Consider the following 24,527-nt stretch of genomic DNA (forward strand, 5'->3'; position numbering starts at 1 on the left):
GCCGGCACCTCTTGCCGGAGGCCGCGCCCCCTGCAAGAGTCCCCCCGATGACCGCGCCCGTGACCCTGCCGCTGTGGCTGTTCGTGCTGATCTCCGCCTTTGCGACGGTCAGTTTCGCGACACATTTCCTGTTTCCCTCGGTGCGCTGGTTCCTGCGGCGGCGGCTGGAAAAGGCGGTGGAGCGCCTGAACCAGCGGCTGGAACGCCCGATCGAACCGTTCCGCCTGCTGCGCCGCTACGACCTGATGCAGCGCCTGCTTTACCACCCCGACGTGACTCAGGCGATTGTCGAACATTCCGCCACCGAAGGCGTCCGCGAAGACGTCGCCTTTGAACGCGCCCGCCGCTACGCGCGCGAAATTGTGCCGTCTTTCTCGGCATTTACCTATTTCGGCCTGGGGTTGCGCGGGGCCCGCCTGCTGTCCAACAGCCTGTACCGCGTGCGGGTCGGCGACCACCAGGAGACGCCGCTGAAGGGCATCGGGACCGAGTCCGCGGTGATCTTCGTGATGAACCACCGCTCCAACATGGACTACGTGCTGGTCACCTACCTGGCCGCCAACCGCTCGGCGCTGTCCTACGCGGTCGGCGAATGGGCCAACGTCTGGCCGCTGTCCTCGCTGGTGCGGTCGACCGGCGCCTACTTCATCCGCCGCACCTCGCGCGATCCGCTCTACCGGCGGGTGATGCGCCGCTACGTGCAGATGGCCACCGCCGGGGGCGTGACGCAGGCGATCTTTCTCGAGGGTGGGCTCAGTCTCGACGGGGCGCTGGCGCCGCCCAAGCTGGGGGTGATTTCCTATATCCTGGGCGATCTGGACCTTTCCGCTCGAGATGTTGTGTTTGTTCCGGTGGGGCTGAACTATGACCGGGTGCTCGAGGACACCGTGCTGATCCGCGCCGGAGAGGCCGGCATCCGCCGGTTCAAGGCCTCGATCACGCGGGTCCTGCGGACCATCGCGAAGCAGGCCTGGCTGCGGCTGACGGGGCGGTTTCACCGTTTCGGCTATGCCGCGGTGAGCTTTGGCAAGCCGCTGTCCCTGCGGGCGCACCCCGAACTGGTCGCCAACCCCAAGACGCTGGCCGACACCCTGATGACGCGGATTGCCGGGATCATCCCGATCCTGCCGGTGCCGCTGCTCTGCCATCTCCTGCTGAAGGCCCCGCACAGCCGCGCCGCGCTGGACCGGGCGATGACGGACCTGCTGGGCGACGACGCGCGCGCCCACGTGCGCCTGCCGCAGGGCGACCTTGCCGACGCAGTGGAAACCGGCCTCCGCGCCCTGACAGAACGCGGCTTCGTCGAGGATCGAAACGGCCAGTTCGCCCTCACCCTGCGAGGGATCCCGGTCGCGCGCTACTACGCCAACTCGGTTGCGCACCTGCTCTGATCCAGCGGTCCCCCTGCAATCGCGGGCTTTCTGCGCCCGCACCGATGTTTCTGCGTTCGCTCGGTTATAAAATTTCAAAATCACGCCAACGGATGTTGCAATGTTGCGCAATGCGTCATATTTCGGGGATCAGCCCCGCGATTCTGCGTTGCAGAAGCGGTCGCACCGAGAACTCAGACCCTACAGGAGGCCGCCATGGCTCTGGACACGCAACCCACAATCGCCCAGTACGATGCGCCGGAAAAAGACCTCTACGAGGTCGGCGAGATGCCCCCGATGGGCTACGTGCCCAAGAAGATGTACGCCTGGGCCATCCGCCGTGAACGCCATGGCGAACCGAACGTCAGCTTTCAGCAGGAAGTCGTCGACACCTGGGAAATCGACAGCAAGGAAGTGCTGGTCCTGGTGATGGCGGCCGGCGTCAACTACAACGGCGTCTGGGCCGGCCTGGGCAAGCCGATCTCTCCCTTTGACGTGCATGGGCAGGACTTCCACATCGCCGGCTCCGACGCCTCGGGGATCGTCTGGAAGGTCGGTTCGGCTGTGAAGAACTGGAAGGTCGGCGACGAGGTCGTGATCCATTGCAACCAGGACGATGGCGACGACGAGGAGTGCAACGGCGGCGACCCGATGTTCTCGCCCTCGCAGCGGATCTGGGGCTACGAGACGGGCGACGGCTCTTTCGCGCAGTTCACCAAGGTGCAGGCCCAGCAGCTGATGCCGCGCCCCAAGCACTTGACCTGGGAGGAGGCCGCCTGCTACACGCTGACCCTGGCCACCGCCTACCGGATGCTGTTCGGCCACCACCCGCACGAGCTGAAGCCTGGCCAGAACGTGCTGGTCTGGGGCGCCTCGGGCGGCCTCGGGTCCTACGCGATCCAGCTGGCCAACACCGCCGGCGCCAACGCGATCGGCGTGATTTCGGATGAAAGCAAGCGCCAGTTCGTGCTGGACCAGGGCGCCAAGGGCGTCATCAACCGCAAGGACTTCAACTGCTGGGGGCAGATGCCCACGGTCAACTCGCCGGAATACAATGCCTGGCTGAAAGAGGCGCGCAAGTTCGGCAAGGCGATCTGGGACATCACCGGCAAGGGCGTGAACGTCGACATGGTGTTCGAGCACCCGGGCGAGGCGACCTTCCCGGTCTCCACCCTGGTGGTCAAGAAGGGCGGCATGGTGGTGATCTGCGCCGGCACCTCGGGTTTCAACTGCACCTTTGACGTGCGCTACATGTGGATGCACCAGAAGCGCCTGCAGGGCTCGCACTTTGCCAACCTCAAGCAGGCCGCCTCGGCCAACCGGCTGATGTGCGAACGCCGCCTCGATCCCTGCATGTCCGAGGTCTTTCCGTGGACCGAGATCCCGGACGCGCACATGAAGATGCTTCGCAACGAACACAAGCCGGGCAACATGGCCGTCCTCGTGCAGGCACCCCGGACCGGGCTGCGCACGCTTGAGGACGCGCTGGACGCCCGCAAGTAACCTTTCCCTCGGCCGTACCGGCCAGCTGACGCCCGCGAATCGCCTCCCGGCATCGCGGGCGTTTCGCGTTTCCGGGCCGGTTCCAAGACTTTCAGTCGTTTGACCGGAGACCCCCTCGCTATTTCTGGGGAGTTAGATTCCGTGAATTTCGGTGGAGAAACCCGCATGCTAGAGTTGTCTTAATGAAGCGTTAACCATCTATGCACGAGGCTCACCATGGGACATGACTGGATTTTGGACGTTCTCACTGACCTGAAGACCTTCGCACGCGCCAACGGCATGCCGTCCCTGGCCGCGCAGCTGGACGACGCCACCTTCGTGGCACAGGCAGAGATCACGTCGCAGGCCGAGGGCAAGGGAATTGGGGTTTATGTCGGCAAACGCGCCGCGCCTGGACGGGGTGATCGAGCGGCTCGAGTCCGCTGAGGGGCTCGAGGATCTACAGATCCTGATCGAGGAGCTGCGGGACAGGTATGGTGTCGATCACATCGTCTATCACTGGGTCAACAGCAACGGTGAGCAGTATGGTTGCGGGACCTATGACCTGGAATGGGTCAACCATTACCTTGAAAAGGGCTATCTGCGCGTCGATCCGGTTGTGGCGGGCTGCTACCAGCGGTTCCACCCGGTGGACTGGAAGCGCCTCGACTGGTCCAGCAAGGCGTCGCGCGCGCTCATGCAGGATGCCATTGCCCACGGTGTCGGCAACCAGGGCTACTCGATTCCCCTGCGCGGGCCGAACGGGCAGTTCGCACTGTTTTCGCTGTCGACCAATTGCAGCGACGAGGACTGGGAGGCGTTCACAGTCACCAACCGGCGCGACCTGATCCTGATCGCGCACTACTTCAACCAGAAGGCACTGGAATTCGAACCGGGCCGCACGCCCGAACCGGCGCAACCCCTCTCCCCGCGCGAGATCGAAGCCATGACGCTGCTCGCGGTAGGCTACAGCCGGGCCCAAGCCGCTGATACGCTTTCGATTTCCGAGCACACGCTGCGGGTCTACGTCGAAAGCGCGCGGCACAAACTGGGCGCGATGAACACCACCCACGCGGTCGCCCGCGCGCTGAGCCGGGGAGTGATCGTGGTCTGAGAACGCGCTTGGGTAAAGCGCGCGTTTGCCATGCGCGCGCTCAGGTTGAATCCCGTTAACTGATGCACTGGCAGAGTTACCCCATCGAACACACATCTCGAGGGGAAAAACTCAATGATCCGCTACGTTTACGGTACCGACCTGCACAAGTTCCCGAAGCTGGCCGAAACCATGTTCCGCGACCGCGCGGACCAGTTCAAGACGCGCCTTGGCTGGGAGGTTTCGGTCGATGCGGACGGTCACGAGCGGGACGAGTACGACGGCCTGAACCCGCTCTACGTGATCTGGGAAAACGAGGACGGCAGCCATGGCGGTTCCATGCGGCTGCTGCCCACCGTGGGCCGGACCATGGTGAACGATCATTTTGTCCACCTGACCGACGGCGTGCGCATCCAGTCGCCGGTGATCTGGGAATGCACCCGGTTCTGCCTGGCGCGGGGCGCCAAGCCCGGGGTCGCGGCGGCGCTGATGCTGGCCGGGGGCGAGGTGATGCAGGAATTCGGGGTCGAACACTACATCGGCGTCTTCGACGCCCGCATGGTCCGCATCTACCGCCGTATCGGCTCTTCGCCCGAAGTGCTGGGCAGCCAGGGCGAAGGCCGCGACCAGATCAGCGTCGGCCTGTGGGAGTTCACCCGCGATGGACAGGCCAGCGTCGCGCGCAGCGCGGGGATCACCCCGGAGATGTCCAAGCGCTGGTTCGCGCTGTCCTTCGGCCAGACCGTCACCCAACAGGAACTCGCCGCCTGAGGCATTTCGGACGCTGCCGCGTCCGACCGGCGCGCGCGGGCTGACGCCCGCGCGCGTTTTGCGTTGTCCGGGCGGGGCGCGGGCGGTTTGGCCGGGTTGGGGTATTTGGACAGAGAAGAAGCGGTATTGGGTTCTGGTGGGCCGGGCTGGCAGGCGCTAGGGTGCGCGCATGACGCTTCCCGCCCTTGTTTTTTCCGATGACCAGGCCGCCGCTTATGACAGCGTGGCCGACCTGCTGCGCGCTGCCGGCGTGGACCTCGAGGACGGCCTCTGCCTGCCCGCGACCGAGGGGCGGGGCCGCGTGATGGCGCTGATGGGCAAGGCGGGCAGCGGCAAGACCCTGCTCCTGGCCGAACTGGTCAAGGCGCTGGAGGCGGTGGGGGTCGAGACCGTCTCGGGCGATTACGAAAGCCGCCGCGCGCGAGATCGCCGGACCCTGGCGGTGCTGGCCCCGACGAACAAGGCGGCCAGCGTCCTGCGCATGCGCGGCGTGCCCGCGACCACGATCCACCGCATCATCTATACCCCGGTCTACGATCCCGAGTACGAGCGCGTCGCCGAGTGGCTGATGGGCAACGAGGACGAGACTCCGGTCATCGAGGGGCTGCCGGATATTGCGCTGGCGCGGGCCAAGGCGGTCTACGAACAGCACAAGTCGATCCCGGCGGCGCTGGCGGCGGCGGGACTCAGGGGCAGCGATTTCATCACAGGCTGGAAACGCCGCGAAGAGCCGCTGGACATCGGGTTTGTCGACGAGGCCTCGATGCTGGATGAGCGGCAGTTCGAGGACCTTCAGGAGATCTTTCCCAACCTCGTGCTGTTCGGCGATCCGGCGCAGCTGGCCCCGGTGAACCAGTCCGGCGCGATGGTCTTTGACGGGCTGAAGGACAGCCAGAAGCGCGAGTTGCACCGCATCCACCGGCAGGAGGCGGACAACCCGATCCTCGACCTGGCCCATGCGCTGGCCGATCCGGCGCTGAGCTTCGAGGATTTCGAACGCATGATCGAGCAGGCCGCGCAGCGCGATGACCGGGTGGTGCTGGCGCAGCGGGTCGAGGTCGACCTGATGGCGCGCTCGCCGGTGCTGGTCTGGCGCAACGCCACGCGGATTCGTCTGATCAATGCCTTTCGCCAGGTCCACGGCGCGCCCGAGGACAGTCTTTTGCCCGGCGAGCCGCTGGTTTGCGACGGCATCGAGCTGCCGCTCAAGCATCGCAAGAAGCGGCTGGATCTCGAGGCGCGCGGGCTGATCAAGGGCGCGCAGGTGATCTATCTGGGGCCGGGCAAGAAGCCGGGCTTTTCGCGGCTGCACGTGGTTGGCGCCACTGAGCCGCAGGTCTCGGCCGCCTCGATCGTCAAGATCGAAAAGCCGGACGAGGAAGAGCCCTTTCTCCCTTACGCGGCGCGGATGGGGGCGACCTTTCTGCACGGCGCGGCGGTGACGATCCACAAGGCGCAGGGATCGCAGTGGGACGAGGTGCAGGTCTTTGCCCCCGACCTCTACGCCGCAGCGCGGGCGGGGCGGACGGAAGCTGGCCAGCCGTTGTGGAAACGGCTGGCCTATGTGGCGATCACGCGGGCGCAGTCGCGGCTGTACTGGGTGGTCCGAAATCGCCTGGCGCGGCCGTCGCAGCCGCTGGGGGTGGACGACCTGGCCAGTCCGGCGGCGCCGTTGGTGCTGGAGGCGGAGGTCGACGGGCCGTCCGTGTGACGACCCGCCGAAACGGTCAGTCCGCGACTTTCACCACCTGCTTGCCGGTGTTGCCGCCGGTCAGCATGGCGATGAAGGCGGCGGGGGCGGTCTCCAGACCCTCGCTCAAATCCTCGAGGTAGGCGATCTCGCCCGAGGCGACCTTGGGCGCGACCTCGGCCAGGAATTCGGGGAAGCGCGCCCAGTGGTCGAAGATGATGAAGCCGTTGACCGACAGGCGCTTGACCAGGATCGACCGCCAGACGCGCGGCAGCCGGTCCTCGGTGGCCTCGGCCCCGCCGTACCAGGCGATGGTGCCGCAGACCGGGATGCGGCCGTGGGTGTTCATCAGCGGAATGACCGCCTCCAGCACCTTGCCGCCGACGTTTTCCCAGTAGATGTCCACGCCATCGGGGCAGGCTTTGGCGAGTTCGGTGCGCAGCGCCGAGGCGCCGACAAAGGCCCGGTGGTCGACCGCCGCGTCAAAGCCGAAGGTTTCGGTGGCCAGGCGGCATTTCTCGGGTCCGCCCGCCACGGCCACGGTGCGCAGCCCCGCCGCCTTGGCCAGCTGGCCGACCATCGAGCCGACCGGGCCGGTGGCGGCGGCGACGACCAGCGTCTCGCCTGCCTTGGGGCGGCCGTATTCGCGCAGGCCGGTCCAGGCGGTGAAGCCGGGCATGCCAAGCACCCCCAGCGCCGTGCTGGGCGGCAAGGCGTTGTCGAGCTTGCGCAGGTCCGCGCCCGGCAGCACGGCGTGGCTGGCCCAGCCGGTCATGCCGGTCACCATGTCTCCGGCGGCAAAGCCCGGCGCCTGGGAGGCGACCACCCGGCCCACGCCCTGGCCCACCATGGTCCCGCCCAGATCGACCGAGGCGGCATAGCTGCCGGCATCGTCCATGCGGCCGCGCATGTAGGGGTCCAGCGACAGGTGCGTGACCTCGACCAGCACCTCGCCGTCCTTCGGCTGCGGCAGCGGGCCGGTATCGAGCGAGAAATCCTCGGGCACGGGCATGCCGGTGGGGCGGCGGGCGAGGGCGATTCGGCGCATCTGGCTGGACATGGGGGCTCCTTGCGTCACTCTATGCGGGAATTGGGTTGCGCGCGGCGTGGCGACAGGCACAGTCTACCGCGACGCAGGCTGACGGCAAGGGAGGGCCAGATGCAAGGCATGATGATGCATATGCCGCTGAGGATCATCGAGATTCTCGACTACGCGGCGCTTGCCCATCCGGGCGGCGAGATCGTTTCGGTCCGCACCGAGGGCGACATTCACCGCGAAAGCTATGCCGAGGCCTACGCGCGCGCCGCGCAGCTGGCGCACGGGCTGAAGGCGCTGGGGGTGCAGACCGGCGACCGGGTGGCGACGCTGGCCTGGAACGGCTACCGGCATTTCGAGCTGTATTACGCCATCTCGGGGATGGGGGCGGTCTGCCACACCATCAACCCGCGCCTCTCGGCAGAACAGATGCTCTACATCATCGGCCACGCCGAGGACAGGGTGCTTTGCGTCGACCTGACCTTTGTGCCCCTGGTCGAGGCGCTGGCCGCGCATCTGCCCGCCGGTCTGAAACTGGTGGCGATGACCGACCGCGTGCACATTCCCGAGGGCAAGCTGGAGTGGCTCTGCTACGAGGAACTGCTGGAGGGCCAGCCGGGCACCTATGACTGGCCGGTGCTGCCAGAGGATACGGCGGCGGCGCTGTGCTATACCTCGGGCACGACGGGCCACCCCAAGGGCGCGCTCTATTCGCACCGCTCGACCGTGCTGCACGCGCTGTTCCTGTCGATCACCGTACCAAGGTCGCTGAGCGAAGGATCGCGGGTGCTGCCGGTGGTGCCGATGTTCCACGTCAATTCCTGGGGGCTGCCCTATGCCGCGCCGGTGGTGGGGGCGTCGCTGATCATGCCGGGGGGCAAGCTGGACGGCGCGTCTCTGTTTGACCTGATGGAGACGGAGAAGGTCACCGCCTCCTGGGGGGTGCCGACGGTCTGGCTGGGTCTGCGCGCCGAGGTGGAAAAGCGCGGCGCGGTACCGTCGTCGCTGGACCAGCTGGTGATCGGCGGGTCGGCGGCACCTCGGGCGATGATCGAGTTCTTCGAAAAGCGCGGCGTGGACGTCTGCCACGCCTGGGGCATGACCGAGATGAGCCCGGTGGGCACCCATGGCCAGCTGTCGCAACCCATGCTGAACCTGCCGTTCGAACGGCAGATGGCGCTGAAGGCCCGGCAGGGGCGGCGCATTTTCGGCGTCGAGATGCGGGTCAACGGGCCGGACGGCAAGCCGCTGCCGCAGGACGGTACATCCTCGGGCGAATTGCACGTGCGCGGCAACACCATCATCTCGGGGTATTTCAACAACCCGGAGGCCAGCGAGGGCGCCTTTGACGACGATGGCTGGTTCGGCACCGGGGACGTGGCGGTGATCGACCCGCAGGGCTTCCTGACGATCCAGGACCGCTCCAAGGACCTGATCAAGTCGGGCGGCGAGTGGATCAGCTCGCTGGACCTCGAGAACATCGCCATAGCCCATCCCAAGGTGGCGAACTGCGCGGTGATCGCGGTGCCGCACCCGAAGTGGGCCGAGCGGCCGCTGCTGGTGGTGGTGCCGCGCGACGCGGATGACCCGCCCGACCTGGGCGAGATCCACGGCATGATGCTGGAGCACCTGGCAAAATGGCAATTGCCGGACGCCATGGAACTGGTGGATGCGCTGCCATTGACGGCCACCGGCAAGGTGTCCAAGCTGACGCTGCGCGAACGCTATGCCGATTACGTGTTGCCCGATGCTGGCTGACGACCTGCGCGACCTGCCCTCGTTCGAGACGCGCTGGATCACTCTGGACGCAGGCCGCGTGCGCGCCTTTGCCGATGCGACGGAGGACTGGCAGTTCATCCACCTGGACGAGGAGCGCGCGGCCCAGACGCCCTTTGGCGGCTGTGTGGCGCACGGGTTCCTGACGCTGTCGATGCTGTCGATGATGTCCTACCAGGTGATGGAGGGGATCGAGGGGATGTCGTCCAGCATCAACTACGGCTTTGACCGGATCCGCTTTGTTTCACCCGTGCGGGTGGGGCGGCGGGTGCGCGGGCGCTTTGTCGTGGCCAGCGTCGACGAGGGCGAAGGATGGCTGGGGGTGCACTGGGACGTGGAGGTCGAAGTCGAGGGCGAGGAAAAGCCGGCCCTTGTCGCCAACTGGATCACGCGGGTGTACCTGGCATGACGGGACGCCGCCGGCGCGCAGACCGGCGCGGCGCCCACCCACCCACCCCGCGCGCGCCGCTCTGCGCGCCGGCGGCTATGACGAGCGAGGAGAAGGCATGGACCTGGGGATGACGGAGCGGGTGAAACCGCTGGTGGCGCGCGTGCGCCGGATGATCGAGGACGAGATCGCGCCGCTGGACGCCGCTTTCCAGGCCGAGGTGGGCAAGCACCCCAAGGGCCGCTTTCACCACACCGCGCGGCAGCTAGAGATCCTGGACGGGCTGAAGGCGCTGGCGAAGGAGCGTGGCCTGTGGAACTTCTGGCTGACCGGGTCGGACCGGGGTTACGGCCTGACCACGGTGGAATACGCCTATCTCGCCGAGGAGATGGGCAAGGTCGGCATCGCCGCCGAGGTGTTCAACTGCAACGCGCCCGACACCGGCAACATGGAGGTGCTGGAGCGCTATGGCGCGGACTGGATGAAGGAGCGCTGGCTGTCGCGGCTGCTGGAGGGCGAGATCCGCTCGGCCTATGTCATGACCGAGCCGAACGTCGCCTCTTCGGATGCGGCGCAGCTGGCCTTTGAGGCGCAGCGCGACGGCGACGATTACGTCCTGAATGGCGAGAAGTGGTGGATCAGCGGCGCGGGCGATGCGCGCTGTGCGCTGTACATCGTCATGGCCTGCACCGACCCGGGTGCGGGCAAACATGGGCGCCACACGATGTTCGTCATGGATGCCGATACGCCCGGGGTCGAGGTGCTGCGGCCGATGCAGGTCTTTGGCCACGACGACGCGCCGCACGGCCACATGCATTTGCGGTTTACCGATGTCCGGGTTCCGGTGCGCAACGTGGTGCTGGGCGAGGGGCGCGGTTTCGAGGTGGCGCAGGGGCGGCTGGGGCCGGGGCGCATCCACCACTGCATGCGGGCGATCGGGCAGGCGGAGAAGGCGCTGGAGATGATGTGCCGGCGGGGCCTGTCGCGCGAGGCCTTCGGCAAGAAGATCGCCGACCTGGGCGCCAACTACGACATCATCGCCAATGCGCGCATGGAAATCGAGATGGCGCGCCTGCTGTGCCTCAAGGCCGCCTGGATGATGGACACCGCAGGCGTGCGCGCGGCGCAGCCGTGGATTTCCAAGATCAAGGTGGTGGCGCCGTTGATGGCTGGCAGGGTGGTGGACGAGGCGATGCAGATGCATGGCGCGGGCGGCATCAGCCAGGACTACGACCTGGCCGCAATGTGGACGCATATCCGGACATTGCGCTTTGCCGATGGGCCGGACGCGGTGCACCGGCGGCAGGTGGCGCGGGCGGAACTGCGCAAATATGCCAATGACGCGCCCTGACGGCGGTTGTCGCAGGGGTATTTGGGCAGAGAAGAAACAGGGGGCGGGATGAACGCGGAGGAGTTGGCGCGTGTTGACGCCTGGATGGCGCGGCATGTGCCGGGGTTCGAGGGGCCTCTGAGCGCGGAGAAATTCGCCGTGGGCCAGTCCAACCCGACCTATCGGCTGGACAGCCCGTCCGGATCCTACGTGCTGCGGCGCAAGCCCCCCGGGCAGCTGTTGAAGTCCGCCCACGCGGTCGACCGGGAGTTCCGGGTGCAGCGGGCGCTGGCCGGGACCTCGGTGCCGGTGCCGCGCATGCTGGCGCTGTGCGAGCGCGAGTCCGTGCTGGGGTCGATGTTCTACGTCATGGAGTATGTGGCGGGACGCAACCTGGTCGACCCGTCCTTGCCGGGTGAGGTGCCCGCGGGGAGGGCGGCGCTGATGGACGAGATGAACCGGGTGCTGGCGGCAATCCATGACGTCGACGTGGCGGCGGTTGGGCTGGCGGATTTCGGCGCGCCAGGGAACTACTATGCCCGGCAGTTGGGGCGTTGGTCCAAGCAGTACCGGGCGTCGGAGACCGGCCCGGTGCCGGACATGGAGGCACTGATCGCCTGGCTGGAGGGGGCCCTGCCCGCGGATGACGGTCAGCGCACTCTGGTGCATGGCGACTACCGCATCGACAACATGCTGTTCGCGGTTGATGGGCCGGCCTGCCTCGCGGTGCTGGACTGGGAATTGTCGACGCTGGGGCATCCCTATGCGGACCTCGCCGGCGTGCTGATGCAGTGGCAGCTGCCGCCGGGGACCGAGGGGCGCGGGCTGGCGGGCGTGGACCGGGCGGCGCTGGGCCTGCCCTCGGACGAGGATTTTGTCGCGCAGTATTGCGCGCGGCGCGGCATCGGCGGGATCGAGGGGCTGGGTTTCTACGTCGCCTTTGCCTTTTTTCGCATGGCGGCGATCCTTCAGGGGGTCAAGAAGCGGGCGCTGGACGGCAATGCGGCCAACCCGGAGAAGGCCCTGACGCTGGGGGCCTATGTGCCGCAATTCGCACGTTTGGGACTGGAGGCGCGGGGTCGCTATGGATGACGCCTTTCGCGAGGACCCTTACGCCTTTGCGCGCCACATCGGCATGGTGATGACCGAGTGGCGCGAGGGCTATGCCGCCTTCGACCTGCCGCTGGAAGCCTTCCTGATGAACCGGCACGGCAACCCGCACGGCGGGGTGCATGCGTCGTTGCTGGACACGGTGATGGGCTATGCCGGGTGCTGGACCGGCGATCCGGACCGGCGCCAGCTGTGCCTGACCTTGAACCTGAACGTGCAGTACCTGTCGCGCCCGCGTGGCCAGGTGCTGAAGGGGCAAGGGTGGAAGACCGGGGGCGGCAAGTCGACCTTCTTTGCCGAGGCGCAGATCGCCGACGAGACCGGCGAACTGATTGCCAAGGGGACTGGCGTGTTCAAGTACCGCGCCTGAGCGGGGAGACCCCCGTCCTACAGCTGTTTCCGCACCAGTTCGGGCAGGTCGCGCCAGTGCGAGAAACGGGCGGCGTGGGTCAGCTGTTCCACCGGCGTCTTGCGGTAGCCTTCGGTGTAGAGCAGGAAGGGGATGCCCGCACGCTCGGCCGTTTCGGCGTCGATCTCGCTGTCGCCGACGTAGAGCGCGCTGTCCGCCCCGTCGAGCGCGGCCCGCAGCATCGCCGGGTCGGGTTTGCGGCTGGGCAGGCTGTCGCCACCGATGACGATGTCGAAGAAGGGCGCGAGTCCGGTGTCGCGCAGCGCGGCGCGGGTCGCCTCATAGGGTTTGTTGGTGCAGAGGGTGAGCCGGTGGCCTGCCTGCGCAAGGGCGGTCAGCGCGTCCAGCACGCCGGGATAGATCGACGCGGGATCGGAGGGCTGGTTCACGTAGTGGACCATCACCCGTTCCGACAGGTCCGAATGCAGCGTCTGAGGTGCGCCGATGTGATCCAGCACCCGTTGCAGAAGGATCGGCAGGCCGCGTCCGACAAAGCCTTTGGTCGTCTCAGTCGCGAGGCCCGGCAGGCCCATTTCCGCCAGCGCGAGGCTGACACCGTGGTGGATGTGCGGCGCGCTGTCGATCAGCGTGCCGTCCAGGTCGAAGGCGATGGTGGTGCTCATGCGGCGAGGGTCGTGGCGGCGGTGCGGATGGCGCGGATGTTCTCGCCATAGGGCGCGGGGTTGTTGACTGAGCCGCCGCGGAACACGGCGGAGCCCGCAACCAGCACGTCGGCGCCGGCGCTCACCACCAGCGGCGCGGTGGTCGGGTCGACGCCGCCGTCGATCTCGATATGCACCGGGCGGTCGCCGATCATCGCACGCAGCGCGCGGACCTTGTCGGTCATGTCGAGGAATTTCTGCCCGCCGAAGCCGGGGTTCACCGTCATCACGCAGACAAGGTCGGCGAGGTCCAGCAGGCTGTCGACAGCCTGCGCCGGGGTGCCTGGATTCAGCGCCACGCCAGCCTTCATCCCGGCGGCGCGGATCGCCTGCAGGGTGCGGTGGATGTGCGGCCCGGCTTCGACATGGGCGGTCAGGATGTCGGCACCCGCTTCGGCAAAGGCGTCGATGTAGGGATCGACCGGGGCGATCATCAGGTGCACGTCCATCACGGTTTTCACATGCTTGCGGAACGCCTTGACCGCCGGCGGGCCGAAGGTGAGGTTCGGCACGAAGTGGCCGTCCATCACGTCGACGTGGATCCAGTCGGCGCCCTGCGCCTCGACGGCCTCGATCTCGCGCCCGAAGTCGGCAAAATCGGCGGAAAGGATCGAGGGGGCGATCTTGATGCTGCGGTCGAAGGGCATGGGCGTATCTCCTTTTGCGGCCTGCTTAGTATCCGGCGGCGCGGTCCACAAGGTTCAGGAGCGGCTCGCCCGCTTCGCCCCGGCGGATGTTTTCGGCCACGGCGCGGGCGGCGCCGTCGGGGCGGGTGGTCGCGGCGATGTGCGGGGTGACGGTGACCCCGGGATGCACCCAGAACGGGTGGTCCTGCGGCAGCGGCTCGGTGCGAAAGACGTCGAGCGTGGCATGGGCGATCTGCCCGCTGTCCAGCGCGGCGATCAGCGCGTCGTCGTCGATCAGCGCGCCTCGTCCGGGGTTGATGACAAAGGCGCCCCGGGCGGTCAGGGCCAGCGTTTCGGCGTTCAGGACATTGCGGGTGGCCGGCGTGTCGGGCAGCAGCAGCACGACAACCTGCGCACCCGAGAGCGCGTCGCGCAACCCATCCTTGCCCGACAGACAGCGGACGCCCGCGACGTCCTTGGGCGTGCGGCTCCAGCCGCTGACCGGAAACCCCAGTGCCAGAAGCGCCCGCGCGCAGGCCTGGCCCAGCGCACCAAGGCCCAGGATCGTCACCGGGCGCTGCGGTGCGACCGGCGGCTCGGACGGGTCCCAGACATGGCCGGGGTTGACGATGTGGCGGTCCATCCCGAGGTGATGGCGCAGCACGTGGCCGGTCACCCACTCCACCATGCCCTGCGTCAGCCCCGCATCGTCGACCATGCGGGTCAGAGGGACGGTCAGCGTCGGGTTGCCGGCGATGCCCTCGACCCCGGCCCAGAGGTTCAGCACCGCCTTGAGCCGGGAGTAGGGGGTGAAATCCTGAACGTCCGAGTTGGGCGCGTAGACGATGTAGTCCACCGTTTCGGGCGGCATCTCGGGCGCGAGGGTGTAGGTCAGACCGGCCGCGTCGAGCGCCGTGCGCAGCGGCGCCTCGTAGTCGTCCCAGCGTTCAGAGCGGGCGGCGAAGAGGATGTTGGGCATGGCGGTGGTCCTTTCCGGCGGTGCCGGGCTCTGTCCCAGACCGGCCGGGGGAGGAAAGCCGCTTCGAAGCGGCTTTTCAAGCGGTTTGCAAACCGCTTGCCAACGCCCTTCGAAGGGCGTTTCAGCGCGGGCGGTGGATGTGTGCGCTCTGCACCAGGCCGAAGGCCAGCAGCAGGACCAGCATGGCCGACCCGCCGTAGCTGACCATCGGCAGCGGCACGCCGACCACGGGGGCAAGTCCCATGACCATCGACATGTTCACCGCGAAATACAGAAAGAAGGTCAGCCCGACACCCAGGATCAGCAGCGACGAGAACCTGTCGCGGTTCTGCAGCGCCGCCACCACGCAGAACAGCAGGATCAGCGTGTAGAGCGCCAGCAGGGACACGCCGCCGACAAAGCCGAATTCCTCGGCCAACGTGTTGAAGATGAAGTCGGTGTGTTTTTCCGGCAGGAAGTTCAGCCGCGACTGCGTGCCCTGCATGAAGCCGCGCCCGGTCCAGCCGCCCGATCCCATCGCGATCTTGGCCTGGGTGATGTGATAGCCGGCGCCCAGCGGGTCTGTCGAGGGATCGAGAAAGGTGTCGATCCGCCTGAACTGGTAATCCTTCAGCAGCTGCCAGTCGGTGCCGCGGCTCTGGAACACGGCCCAGATCGTCCCGACCCCCATGCCGCCCACGGTGGCGAAATAGAGCCAGTGCACCCCGGCAAGGAACATCATCGCCGCCCCCGCGATCATCAGCAGCAGCGCGGTCCCCAGGTCCGGCTGCGTCAGCACCAGCGCGGTGGGCAGCAGGATGATGGCGATCGGCACCAGCACCCACAGCGGGCGCGATGTCTTGTTCAGCGGCAGGCGGTCATAATAGGCCGCCAGCAGCATCACCATCGCCACCTTCATCACTTCCGACGGTTGCAGCCGCATGAAGCCGAGATCGATCCAGCGCTGCGCCCCCATGCCGATGCTGCCGAAGAATTCGACCAGCACCAGCAGGCCCAGCGCCCCCAGGTAGGCCAGCAGCGCCATGTTGCGCCAGAACCAGATCGGCACCATGGCGGCCACGAACATCACCGCAAGGCCCAGGCCAAAGCGTTTGATCTGCGGTTCCGCCCAGGGCGAGAACGACCCGCCCGCCACCGAGTAGAGCATCAGGAACCCGACACCGGAGACCGCGATCAGCAGCACCACCAGCGGCCAGTTCACATAGAGGATCTTGCGCCAGCCCGTGGGGACCGTCTTGAGGTTGTACTCGAGATAGGTCACGCGCTGTCGCTCCCGAAGAGGCGGCGTTCCTCGCGTTCGCGCGCGAGCCGCTCCTGCTGGGCCTTGATGCGGCGCCGGTCGGCGCTGGGGTAGGCCTCCAGCGGCGGATCGCCGTTGTAGAGCGCCTGCAAGGTCACGTCGCGGGCGATGGGGGCCGCCGCCGCGCTGCCGCCGCCGCCATGTTCGACCACCACGGAAACGGCGATGCGCGGCGCCTCGAACGGCGCGAAGTTGACGAACAGCGCGTGGTCGCGGCGGTTCCAGGGCAGATCGTCGTTCGAGGTGACGCCGCGCGCGCGTTCCGCCGCGGTGATATTGCGGACCTGGCTGGTGCCGGTCTTGCCGGCCATGCGGAACGCGTCCTGGTCGATCCGCGACCCGTAGGCCGTGCCGTGGCGGTGGTTCGAGACCGAGAACATGGCGCGGCGGATCTGGAGCAGGTGGTTGGGGTTCAGGCCCAGGTCCGCCGCCGGCGGGCGCGGCGTCTCGATGCCGTCGATCTTCTTGACCAGACGCGGCGTGACTTCGCGCCCGGTGGCCAGCCGCGCGGTCATCACCGCCAGTTGCAGCGGCGAGGCCAACACAAAGCCCTGTCCGATGGCCGCGTTGACCGAATCGCCGATCACCCATTCCGCGCCGCGTTCGCGCCGCTTCCAGAGCTTGTCGGGCACCAGGCCGCTGGTCACCGCCGACATCGGGATGTCATGCGCCTGGCCCATGCCCAGCCGGCGGGCCATGTCGGCGATCCGCTCGATCCCGACCTTGAGCGCCAGTTCGTAGTAATAGACGTCGCAGCTTTCCTTGAGGCTGGATTCGAGGTTCATGTGGCCGTGGCCGACCCGTTTCCAGCAGTGGAACCTGCGCCCGCTGACCTCCAGGTGCCCGGGGCACCAGAAGGTATCGTTGGGCGACATGATGCCGGCGTCCATCGCCGCCAGCGCGGTGACCATCTTGAAGGTCGACCCGGGCGGATAGGCGTCCTGAACGGTCTTGGAGGCCAGCGGGCGATGATCGTTGTCGCGCAGTTCGCCGTAGTCCTTGACCGAGATGCCGCGCACGAACTTGTTGGGGTCGTAGGAAGGGGCCGAACAGATTGCCAGCAGGTCGCCGTGTTCCAGGTCCATGACCACGACCGACGCGCTTTCCTGGCCCAGACGGGCCTGCACGTAGTCCTGAAGGGCGACATCCACGGTCAGTTGCAGGTCGGCGCCGGCCTCGCCCTCGCGGCGGTCCAGCTCGCGCATGACGCGACCGACGGCGTTGACCTCGACCCGCTTGGCCCCGGCGCTGCCGCGCAGCTGTTCCTCGTACTTCGCCTCCACCCCGACCTTGCCGATCTGGAAACGCGGGATGCGCAGCAGCGGCGGCGGGTCCTCGTAGCGGGCCAGGTCACGTTCGGACACCGGACCGACGTAGCCCGCCACGTGGGCAAACAGCTCGCGCTGCGGGTAATACCGGCTGAGGCCCACCTCGGGCGTGACGCCGGGCAGGGCGGGGGCGTTGACCGCGACGCGGCTGATGTCCTCCCAGGTGACCCGGTCGGCGACGGTGACGGGAAAGAACGGCGCGGTGCGCTCCATCTCGATCAGGGCGCGGTTGAGGTCGTCCTCGTCCAGCTCGACCAATTGGCCCAGGCGCTGGATGACCTGCCCCACGTCGCCGGCATCCTCGCGCGTGATGGTGATGCGGTAGGTCTGTTCGTTCTCGGCGATCAACCGGCCCTCGCGGTCGAAGATGCGCCCGCGCGAGGGGGGAATCAGGCGGATGTTGATACGGTTCTCTTCGGCCAGCAGGCGGAACTCGTCGGCCTGGTCCACCTGCATGTGACGCATCCGCAGCGCCAGCACCCCGGCAAAGCCGACCTGCGCCGCGCCCAGCATCAGGCCGCGCCGCGTGATGCGGCGGGCGGAATCGGCGGATTCTCTTGGCGAACGTCTCATAGCGGGCGCCCCGTGTGGTCATATTCCCCGGGCGTGCTGCGGCGCACGCCGAGGGCAAGGTAGCTGATCGCGGTCACCAGCGGGTAGACCGCCACCGTCATACCATACTGCATCACCCACAAGGAAAGCATTCCCGGGGTCACGATCAAGAGAGCGAGCACGATGCGGTACACGATCGTGATGAACAGCAGCGCCGTCGCGGCGGTGACCCATTCGGCGACAAAGGTGTTTTCGCGCACCTGGCGGCCCCGCGCCTTGAGCCATTCGGTGGCCAGCAGCATCAGCAGCGCCCAGAGGCCGGGAGGGCGGTGGAACAACAGGTCGGCCATCAGCATGACGGCGACGATGGACAGCATCGGCACGTAGTCGGGCCTGCGGATCGCCCAGGCAAAGGTCAACGCGGTCAGCACGTCCGGCCCGGCGATGCGCGGCGGGACCACGTGCAGCGGCAGCAGGTGGACGAAGAAGACCAGCAGTGCGATGCCGAAGTAGGTTGCGCGCAGCGTCCAGAGCCGCGCCGGGCTGTTGTCAGCCATCGCCGCCGGTCTCCGCGGGCTGCGGCGCCGGCGGTTCGCCCGCGTCGGGCAGCGCATCGGGCAGGATCAGCGCCGAGGGCGCATCGACCCGGCGCGCGCCGTGGTCACGCAGGACGCGCAGGAACTCCAGCCGCTCGTAGTCTGCGGCAAGCCGCACGCGCAGGCGGCCGCCCGGATCCTCGGCCACCTGTCCAATCAGCAGGCCGGGGGGAAAGACCTCGCCGTCGCCGGTGGTGACGATGCGGTCGCCAGGGCGGACAAGGGCGGGGTTCTCGAGAAAGTCGATGGGCGGCGCCGACGTGTTGTCCCCCGCCACGATGGCCCGCTGCCCCGAAGGCTGGATCTCGGCCGGGATGCGGCTGGTGGCGTCGGTCAGCAGGATCACCCGGCTGGTGTTGCGCCCGACACCGGCGACACGCCCGACTAGGCCGATGCCGTCCATCGTGGCCCAGCCGTCGACGATGCCATCGCGGCTGCCGACGTTGATCAGCACGGACTGACGGAAGGGCGAACCCGAGTCGGCCAGCACCACGGCGGTGATGTAGGTCAGGCGGGGGTCCAGCCGGACGTTGTTCAGGTCGCGCAGGCGGGCGTTTTCCTGCTCCAGCTGCAACGCCGCCTCTTTCCAAGCCGTCATCTGGCGCAGCTCGCGGCGCAGTTCCTCGTTCTGTTCGTGCAGGCGCTGGTAGCTCTGGAAATCGCGGAACAGCCGCACGGTGGCCGTCACCGGTGCCATGGCCCAGTCCATCCGCGGTACCACCGCGTCGACCACATGCGCGCGAAACCGTTCCACCCGCGGGCTGTCGATGCGCCACAGCAGGAACACGCCCGACAGCACAAGCACCAGCACGATGAAGAGCAGGCGCCGCAGCGGGCCGGTGAAATCGGCAGAGGCGGAACGATCGCTGGCCAAGGGTCCCTCACGTCACTGTGGCCGGATGCTACAAGAGGCCGCGGGTCAGGTACAGTCGGAGGTCCCGGGCGGCAGGGCCGCGCCGGGTGCCTCCCGGACGGGTTCAGCTGTCGTAGTCGATGGCGTGACGCAGCTGTTTTTCGTATTCCAGCGCCTTGCCGGTGCCCAGCGCCACGCAGTTCAGCGACTCGTCGGCGATGGAGACGGCCAGCCCGGTCTGCTCGCGCAGCGCCAGGTCAAGGTCGCCCAGCAGCGCGCCGCCGCCGGTCAGCATGACGCCGCGGTCGACGATGTCGGCCGCGAGGTCGGGCGGGGTCGCCTCCAAGGCGGTCATCACCGCCTCGCAGATCGCCTGCACGGTTTCGGACAGCGCCTCGGCCACCTGTGCCTGGCTGATCTCGGTCTCTTTCGGGACTCCGTTCAGCAGGTCACGGCCGCGGATCTGCATCGACGAGCCGCGCCCGTCGTCGGGCATGCGCGCGGTGCCGATGCTGGTCTTGATGCGTTCGGCGGTGGATTCGCCCACCAGCAGGTTCTGCTGGCGGCGCAGGTAGTTGATGATCGCCTCGTCCATGCGGTCACCGCCGACACGGATGGAGCGCGCATAGACGATGTCGCCCAGCGACAGCACAGCTACCTCGGTGGTGCCGCCGCCGATGTCGACGACCATGTTTCCGGTCGGGTCGGTGATCGGCATGCCCGCGCCGATGGCCGCGGCAATGGGTTCCGAGATCAGGCCCGCCTTGCGCGCGCCGGCCGACAGCACCGACTGGCGGATCGCCCGCTTTTCGACCGGCGTCGCGCCGTGCGGCACGCAGACGATGATCTTGGGCTTGGAAAAGGTCGAGCGGCGGTGAACCTTGCGGATGAATTCCTTGATCATCGCTTCGGCGGTGTCGAAGTCCGCGATGACGCCTTCACGCATCGGGCGGATCGCCTGGATGCTGCCGGGAGTGCGCCCCAGCATCAATTTGGCGTCTTCGCCGACGGCCAGTACCTTTCTGACGCCGTCCTTGACGTGATAAGCCACCACGGAGGGTTCCGACAGGACAACACCTTTGCCCTTCACGTAGACAAGCGTATTCGCCGTCCCGAGGTCGATGGCCATATCCGACGAGAACAGGCCCAGGATGCGGTCCATGCCAAACATTCTTTTTTATGCCCCAATTGCCTCAAGGGCCCACGACTCCGAGAGCCGGGACCTTCGTTGTTATAGGGCTGTGGTCCCGGATGCGGAAGGGGGTCACCGGCCCGAATGGGCGTGAAACCGCCGCAGCGCGACAGGTTGTCCGGGCCGGGCGCATAAGGCGTTGAGATGGGATGAAGATTGACAGCTGTACCCCGGCAGCGCAGGCTTTGCCTGATGGATTTCTGACGAAAGGCTTGATGATGATGCGGTTTGTTTCTCTTGTCCTGGCGGGTCTCATGGCGAGTCAGGCCGCTGCGGATTCCTGTTGGGATCACAACGGGTCGATCATGCGCCTGACCGACCAGGGCAACAATCGATGGTTCTGGTACGAGACGACGCCGCACCGCTGGCAAGCGCAGGCCGGCGTCTATCCCGGCACCCTGCTGTTCAACGGCGCCAAGAACGGCGAATGGTACAGCGGCACGGCGCGCGTCTTTTCCACGTCCTGCCCCGGCAGCCCGCTGGAATACTACGTCGAGGGGCCGGTGCTGCAAAACCCGCTGCGGGTACAGGTCTCGGGGCGGCGCGAGGTCTACGAGTACTGCCAGCCGACCGGGCGCTGGACCAGCGACACGCTGGTCTTCACCTACCGCTACAACTGCTGAGACGGCGGGGGCGGCACGCCTCCGGCGGGCCTATGTCGAGAGAAAGGAAGCCGCGGACCGGGTGCCCGCGGCTTTTGTCTTTGCTGCGTGGTCCGTTGCCGGGGGTGCGCGTCGTTTTCCCCGCATGACGTGTCGGGCGCGCGCGGCGCGGGGACAGGCGGCGCGCTAGACAGGGACCGAACGAACGGGAGAGTCGCGTCATGAAAACCCATGTCAAAGCCTTGGTCGTCGGCGGAGGCGCCGTCGGCACGTCGATTGCCTATCATCTGGCCAAGGCGGGCTGGAGCGATGTCATGCTGCTGGAGCGGGACGAACTGACCTCGGGCAGCACCTGGCACGCGGCGGGCCTGCTGCCCTATTTCAACATGTCTTTCGCGACGACCCACATCCACGACTACTCGATCAAGTTCTACAAGACGCTGGAGGCGGAGACCGGGTTGAACGCCGGTTTTTCGGTCGTCGGAAACCTGCGCATGGCACAGACCGACGAACGCATGGACGAATACATGCTCTACGCCACCACCGCCGAAACCTGCGGCGTGCCATATGAATTCCTGACACCTGACCAGATCAAGCAGCGCTGGCCGCTGATCCGCACCGAAGACCTGAAGGGCGCGCTGTACCACAACACCGACGGCTACATTAACCCGGCCGACGTGACCCAGGCGATGGCCAAGGGCGCCCGTCAGCGCGGCGTGGCGATCGAGCGCAGGTGGCAGGCCGATGCCTTCCACTGGACCGGCTCGGCCTGGGAAGTCACGGCGACGCGGATGGTGGAAAAGGGCGGCAACCTGGTCGCCTCGGACGAACAGATCGTGATCACCGCCGAAAATGTGGTGACCGCCTCCGGCAACCACGCCCAGACCACCGCAAGAAAGCTGGGCATCAAGATCCCGGCGATCCCGGTCGAACACCAGTTCATCGTGTTGGACCAGGATCCGACCCTGATGAAATACCGCGCCGAAGGCGGCCGCGAGCACCCGGTGGTGCGTGACGCCGATGCGCAGAGCTATGTCCGCGAGGAACGCGGCGGCTGGATCCTTGGCGTCTATGAACGCGGCGCGCCGGCCTGTTTCGAATACGGTGTGCCCGACAGCTTTCGCGCCGATCTGTTCCCGCTGGACCTGGAGCGGATCGAAGGCCAATACATGGCAATGATCCACCGCGTGCCGTCCTGTGAAGACAGCGGCCTGAAGGACGATTTCAACGGTCCGATCTGCTACACCCCCGACGGCAACCCGCTGGTCGGCCCCGCGCCCGGTCTGCGCAACATGTGGCTGGCCGAAGGGTTTTCGTTCGGGATCACGGCGGCGGGCGGCACCGGCTATTACCTTGCCCAGATGATGGTCAATGGCGAGGCCGAGATCGACATGGCCTCGCTGGATCCCAAGCGCTACGGCAACTGGATGACGACGGAATACGCCGCGCGCAAGAACGAGGAATGTTACGAACACGTCTACATCCTGCACCACCCGGACGAGGAACGCCCGGCCTGCCGCCCATTGCGCACCGCGCCGGCCTATGACCGGCAAAAGGCGCTCGGCGCGCAGTTCGGCCATGTCAACGGCTGGGAACGGCCCAACTACTACGGTCCGCTCGACGCGCCCGAGAATTTCGACCACGACGCCCGCAGCTTCCGCCGCGGCGGCTGGTGGCAATACGCCGTCGAAGAGGCCAAGGCGATCCGCGAAGGTGTCGGCCTGATCGACGCCAGCGCCTTTACCAAGCACCTGGTCGAAGGGCCGGGCGCCACGCAGTTCCTCGACTGGTTCACCTGCAACAAGCTGCCACGCGTCGGCCGCATCAACCTGACCTACGCGCTGACCGGACAGGGCACCACGCGCACCGAATACACCATCGTGCGCCTGGCCGAGGACAGGTATTACCTCGTCTCCGCCGGTGCCTGGACGGCCTATGACGGCGATTATCTGCGCAAGGCGATCGAGGACAAGATCCCCGAATTCGGCTGGATCTCCTGCCATGATGTCACCACTCAGTGGGGTGTATTCGCCATCGCCGGGCCGAAATCGCGCGACGTGCTGAAGGAGATCGTCAAGGACGCCGATCCCGCAACCGTGCTGGGCAACAAGCGGTTCCCCTGGTTGTCGATGCGCCACATCGAACTGGGCATGGTGCCGACCATGGCAATCCGCGTCGCCTACACCGGCGAACTGGGCTGGGAATTGCACCACCCGATCGAGATGCAGAACAACCTGTGGGACCAGCTGATGAAGACCGGCGCAAAGCACGGGCTGAAACTGGTCGGTGCCCGCGCCCAGAACTGGCTGCGGCAGGAAAAAAGCTACCGCGCCTTCGGCAACGAACTGGGCCGCGACGCCACCCCGCTGGAGGCCGACCTGCCGCGGTTCGTCGACCTGACCAAGGACTTCCACGGCAAGGCCCGGCTGGAGGAAACGGGTGTTCGGTCGAAATGCTGCACCCTTCTGATCGACGGACCGGCGGATGCCGATCCCTGGGGCCGCGAGGCGCTGTACCTCGAGGACGGCACCCGCGTCGGGCGGCTGACCTCGGGCGGCTACTCGGTCCACTTCGGCAAGTCCATCGGCATGGGCTACGTCCGGCCGGATCTCGCCGTGCCGGGACAGAAGCTGAAGGTCAAGATGCTGAACGCGCTCTGGGATGCCACCGTGACCGAGGACAGCCCCTATGATCCGTCCAACGCGGTGATCCGCAAGGACGGCTGAGCCAGCCACCCGACCCGGCGCGCGCCGGGCGGGTCCAGGCTTGCGCCGAGGGCTTCTTCTCTGTCCAAATACACCCGGGGGAGTCGACCGGAGGGAGACGGGGGCAGCGCCCCCCCTCAGCCTTGCCACGGGCGCCTCGACCGATATGTTGCTCCGGACAAGGGCGCCCCAAGCGCCCTTGATCTTGAAAGGAGCGACATGGGACTCACCGTCTATCTCTCGGGAGAAATTCACACCGACTGGCGCGAGCAGATCATCGCCGGCGCGCAGGGCCTCGACATCACCTTTGGCGCGCCGGTGACTGACCACGCCGCCAGCGACGATTGCGGCGTCGCCATCCTGGGCGAAGAGCCGAACAAGTACTGGCACGACCACAAGGGTGCGATGGTCAACGCGATCCGCACCCGCAAGGGCATCGCCGATGCCGATGTTGTCGTCGTGCGCTTCGGCGACAAGTACAAGCAGTGGAACGCCGCCTTTGACGCGGGCTATGCCAGCGCGCTGGGCAAGTCGCTGATCATCCTGCAACCGCCCGAGCACGACCACGCGCTGAAGGAAGTGGACGCCGCCGCCCTCGCCGTGGCCCGCACCCCCGAGCAGGTGGTGCAGGTGTTGCGCTACGTGCTCACCGGCACCTTGCCCGGATGATCCCGGGC

At 67.1% G+C, this 24,527-nt stretch carries 23 protein-coding genes; 14 read left to right on the plus strand and 9 right to left on the minus strand.

Annotated elements, in window-relative coordinates:
• Positions 1-47: 47 nt before the first annotated feature.
• The 6 genes from MAA8898_RS17980 (at position 48) to MAA8898_RS18005 (ending at position 6,427) form a co-directional block, all read left to right on the plus strand.
• Positions 48-1,391 carry a 1-acyl-sn-glycerol-3-phosphate acyltransferase gene (locus MAA8898_RS17980; RefSeq protein WP_094022408.1) on the plus strand — a complete coding sequence of 448 codons (1,344 nt, stop codon included), beginning with the start codon at positions 48-50 and terminating at the stop codon, positions 1,389-1,391.
• A 195-nt stretch (positions 1,392-1,586) separates the two neighbouring features.
• A complete protein-coding gene (ccrA, locus tag MAA8898_RS17985; protein ID WP_094022409.1) occupies positions 1,587-2,873 on the plus strand; it encodes a crotonyl-CoA carboxylase/reductase in 1,287 nt (428 codons plus the stop codon).
• 216 nt (positions 2,874-3,089) lie between these two features.
• Positions 3,090-3,299, plus strand: coding sequence for a hypothetical protein (locus tag MAA8898_RS17990; protein WP_094022410.1), 210 nt, complete (start codon positions 3,090-3,092; stop codon positions 3,297-3,299).
• The gene (locus tag MAA8898_RS17995) at positions 3,244-3,966 is read left to right on the plus strand and encodes a helix-turn-helix transcriptional regulator (protein ID WP_094022411.1); all 723 of its coding nucleotides are present in this window, start codon (positions 3,244-3,246) and stop codon (positions 3,964-3,966) included. Before MAA8898_RS17990 ends, MAA8898_RS17995 begins: the two co-directional genes overlap by 56 nt.
• A 114-nt stretch (positions 3,967-4,080) precedes the next feature.
• On the plus strand, positions 4,081-4,716 hold the full coding sequence (locus tag MAA8898_RS18000; protein ID WP_094022412.1) for an acyl-homoserine-lactone synthase: 636 nt from the start codon (positions 4,081-4,083) through the stop codon (positions 4,714-4,716).
• Between the two features lie 169 nt (positions 4,717-4,885).
• Entirely contained in the window at positions 4,886-6,427 is a 1,542-nt protein-coding gene (locus MAA8898_RS18005; RefSeq protein ID WP_094022413.1) for an ATP-dependent DNA helicase, read from the plus strand.
• A gap of 16 nt (positions 6,428-6,443) precedes the next feature.
• On the opposite strand, the gene MAA8898_RS18010 is transcribed toward MAA8898_RS18005, so the two are convergent.
• Positions 6,444-7,466, minus strand: a complete 1,023-nt coding sequence (locus tag MAA8898_RS18010; protein ID WP_094022414.1) for an NADP-dependent oxidoreductase — start codon at positions 7,464-7,466, stop codon at positions 6,444-6,446.
• 99 nt (positions 7,467-7,565) lie between these two features.
• Here MAA8898_RS18010 and MAA8898_RS18015 point away from each other — a divergent pair, with 99 nt between their 5' ends.
• The 5 genes from MAA8898_RS18015 to MAA8898_RS18035 all read left to right on the plus strand — a co-directional run bounded on the left by MAA8898_RS18015 (position 7,566) and on the right by MAA8898_RS18035 (position 12,416).
• On the plus strand, positions 7,566-9,200 hold the full coding sequence (locus MAA8898_RS18015; RefSeq protein ID WP_094022415.1) for a long-chain-fatty-acid--CoA ligase: 1,635 nt from the start codon (positions 7,566-7,568) through the stop codon (positions 9,198-9,200).
• On the plus strand, positions 9,190-9,627 hold the full coding sequence (locus MAA8898_RS18020) for a MaoC/PaaZ C-terminal domain-containing protein (protein ID WP_094022416.1): 438 nt from the start codon (positions 9,190-9,192) through the stop codon (positions 9,625-9,627). Before MAA8898_RS18015 ends, MAA8898_RS18020 begins: the two co-directional genes overlap by 11 nt.
• 97 nt (positions 9,628-9,724) lie before the next feature.
• The gene (locus tag MAA8898_RS18025) at positions 9,725-10,957 is read left to right on the plus strand and encodes an acyl-CoA dehydrogenase family protein (RefSeq protein ID WP_094022417.1); all 1,233 of its coding nucleotides are present in this window, start codon (positions 9,725-9,727) and stop codon (positions 10,955-10,957) included.
• 48 nt (positions 10,958-11,005) lie between these two features.
• Positions 11,006-12,028: a phosphotransferase family protein gene (locus MAA8898_RS18030; protein ID WP_094022418.1), complete on the plus strand. Its 1,023-nt coding sequence runs from the start codon at positions 11,006-11,008 to the stop codon at positions 12,026-12,028.
• Positions 12,021-12,416 carry a PaaI family thioesterase gene (locus tag MAA8898_RS18035; RefSeq protein WP_094022419.1) on the plus strand — a complete coding sequence of 132 codons (396 nt, stop codon included), beginning with the start codon at positions 12,021-12,023 and terminating at the stop codon, positions 12,414-12,416. The genes MAA8898_RS18030 and MAA8898_RS18035 overlap by 8 nt, the downstream gene beginning before the upstream one ends.
• Positions 12,417-12,433: 17 nt before the next feature.
• Here the strand turns inward: MAA8898_RS18035 and gph are convergent, their stop codons facing one another.
• From gph to MAA8898_RS18075, 8 genes are all read right to left on the minus strand, one after another.
• Positions 12,434-13,078, minus strand: coding sequence for a phosphoglycolate phosphatase (gene gph / locus MAA8898_RS18040; RefSeq protein ID WP_094022420.1), 645 nt, complete (start codon positions 13,076-13,078; stop codon positions 12,434-12,436).
• Complete coding sequence (gene rpe / locus MAA8898_RS18045) at positions 13,075-13,764, minus strand: ribulose-phosphate 3-epimerase (RefSeq protein ID WP_094022421.1); 690 nt, start codon at positions 13,762-13,764, stop codon at positions 13,075-13,077. The genes gph and rpe overlap by 4 nt, the downstream gene beginning before the upstream one ends.
• A 25-nt stretch (positions 13,765-13,789) precedes the next feature.
• Positions 13,790-14,722 carry a 2-hydroxyacid dehydrogenase gene (locus MAA8898_RS18050; RefSeq protein WP_094022422.1) on the minus strand — a complete coding sequence of 311 codons (933 nt, stop codon included), beginning with the start codon at positions 14,720-14,722 and terminating at the stop codon, positions 13,790-13,792.
• A 121-nt stretch (positions 14,723-14,843) separates the two neighbouring features.
• Complete coding sequence (gene rodA, locus MAA8898_RS18055; RefSeq protein ID WP_094022423.1) at positions 14,844-15,983, minus strand: rod shape-determining protein RodA; 1,140 nt, start codon at positions 15,981-15,983, stop codon at positions 14,844-14,846.
• A complete protein-coding gene (gene mrdA / locus MAA8898_RS18060; protein ID WP_094022424.1) occupies positions 15,980-17,923 on the minus strand; it encodes a penicillin-binding protein 2 in 1,944 nt (647 codons plus the stop codon). Before mrdA ends, rodA begins: the two co-directional genes overlap by 4 nt.
• On the minus strand, positions 17,920-18,459 hold the full coding sequence (locus MAA8898_RS18065) for a rod shape-determining protein MreD (RefSeq protein WP_094022425.1): 540 nt from the start codon (positions 18,457-18,459) through the stop codon (positions 17,920-17,922). The genes mrdA and MAA8898_RS18065 overlap by 4 nt, the downstream gene beginning before the upstream one ends.
• Positions 18,452-19,372, minus strand: coding sequence for a rod shape-determining protein MreC (gene mreC, locus MAA8898_RS18070; protein WP_094022426.1), 921 nt, complete (start codon positions 19,370-19,372; stop codon positions 18,452-18,454). The genes MAA8898_RS18065 and mreC overlap by 8 nt, the downstream gene beginning before the upstream one ends.
• 103 nt (positions 19,373-19,475) lie before the next feature.
• Positions 19,476-20,522: a rod shape-determining protein gene (locus MAA8898_RS18075; protein ID WP_094022427.1), complete on the minus strand. Its 1,047-nt coding sequence runs from the start codon at positions 20,520-20,522 to the stop codon at positions 19,476-19,478.
• 326 nt (positions 20,523-20,848) lie between these two features.
• Here MAA8898_RS18075 and MAA8898_RS18080 point away from each other — a divergent pair, with 326 nt between their 5' ends.
• From MAA8898_RS18080 to MAA8898_RS18090, 3 genes are all read left to right on the plus strand, one after another.
• On the plus strand, positions 20,849-21,166 hold the full coding sequence (locus tag MAA8898_RS18080; protein WP_245853476.1) for a hypothetical protein: 318 nt from the start codon (positions 20,849-20,851) through the stop codon (positions 21,164-21,166).
• A 200-nt stretch (positions 21,167-21,366) separates the two neighbouring features.
• Entirely contained in the window at positions 21,367-23,871 is a 2,505-nt protein-coding gene (locus tag MAA8898_RS18085; RefSeq protein ID WP_094022429.1) for a GcvT family protein, read from the plus strand.
• 198 nt (positions 23,872-24,069) lie between these two features.
• Positions 24,070-24,519: a YtoQ family protein gene (locus MAA8898_RS18090; RefSeq protein WP_094022430.1), complete on the plus strand. Its 450-nt coding sequence runs from the start codon at positions 24,070-24,072 to the stop codon at positions 24,517-24,519.
• Positions 24,520-24,527 lie beyond the last annotated feature (8 nt).

The sequence above is a fragment of the Antarctobacter aquimaris genome (assembly GCF_900184945.1).
Classification (GTDB): Bacteria; Pseudomonadota; Alphaproteobacteria; order Rhodobacterales; family Rhodobacteraceae; genus Maliponia; species Maliponia aquimaris.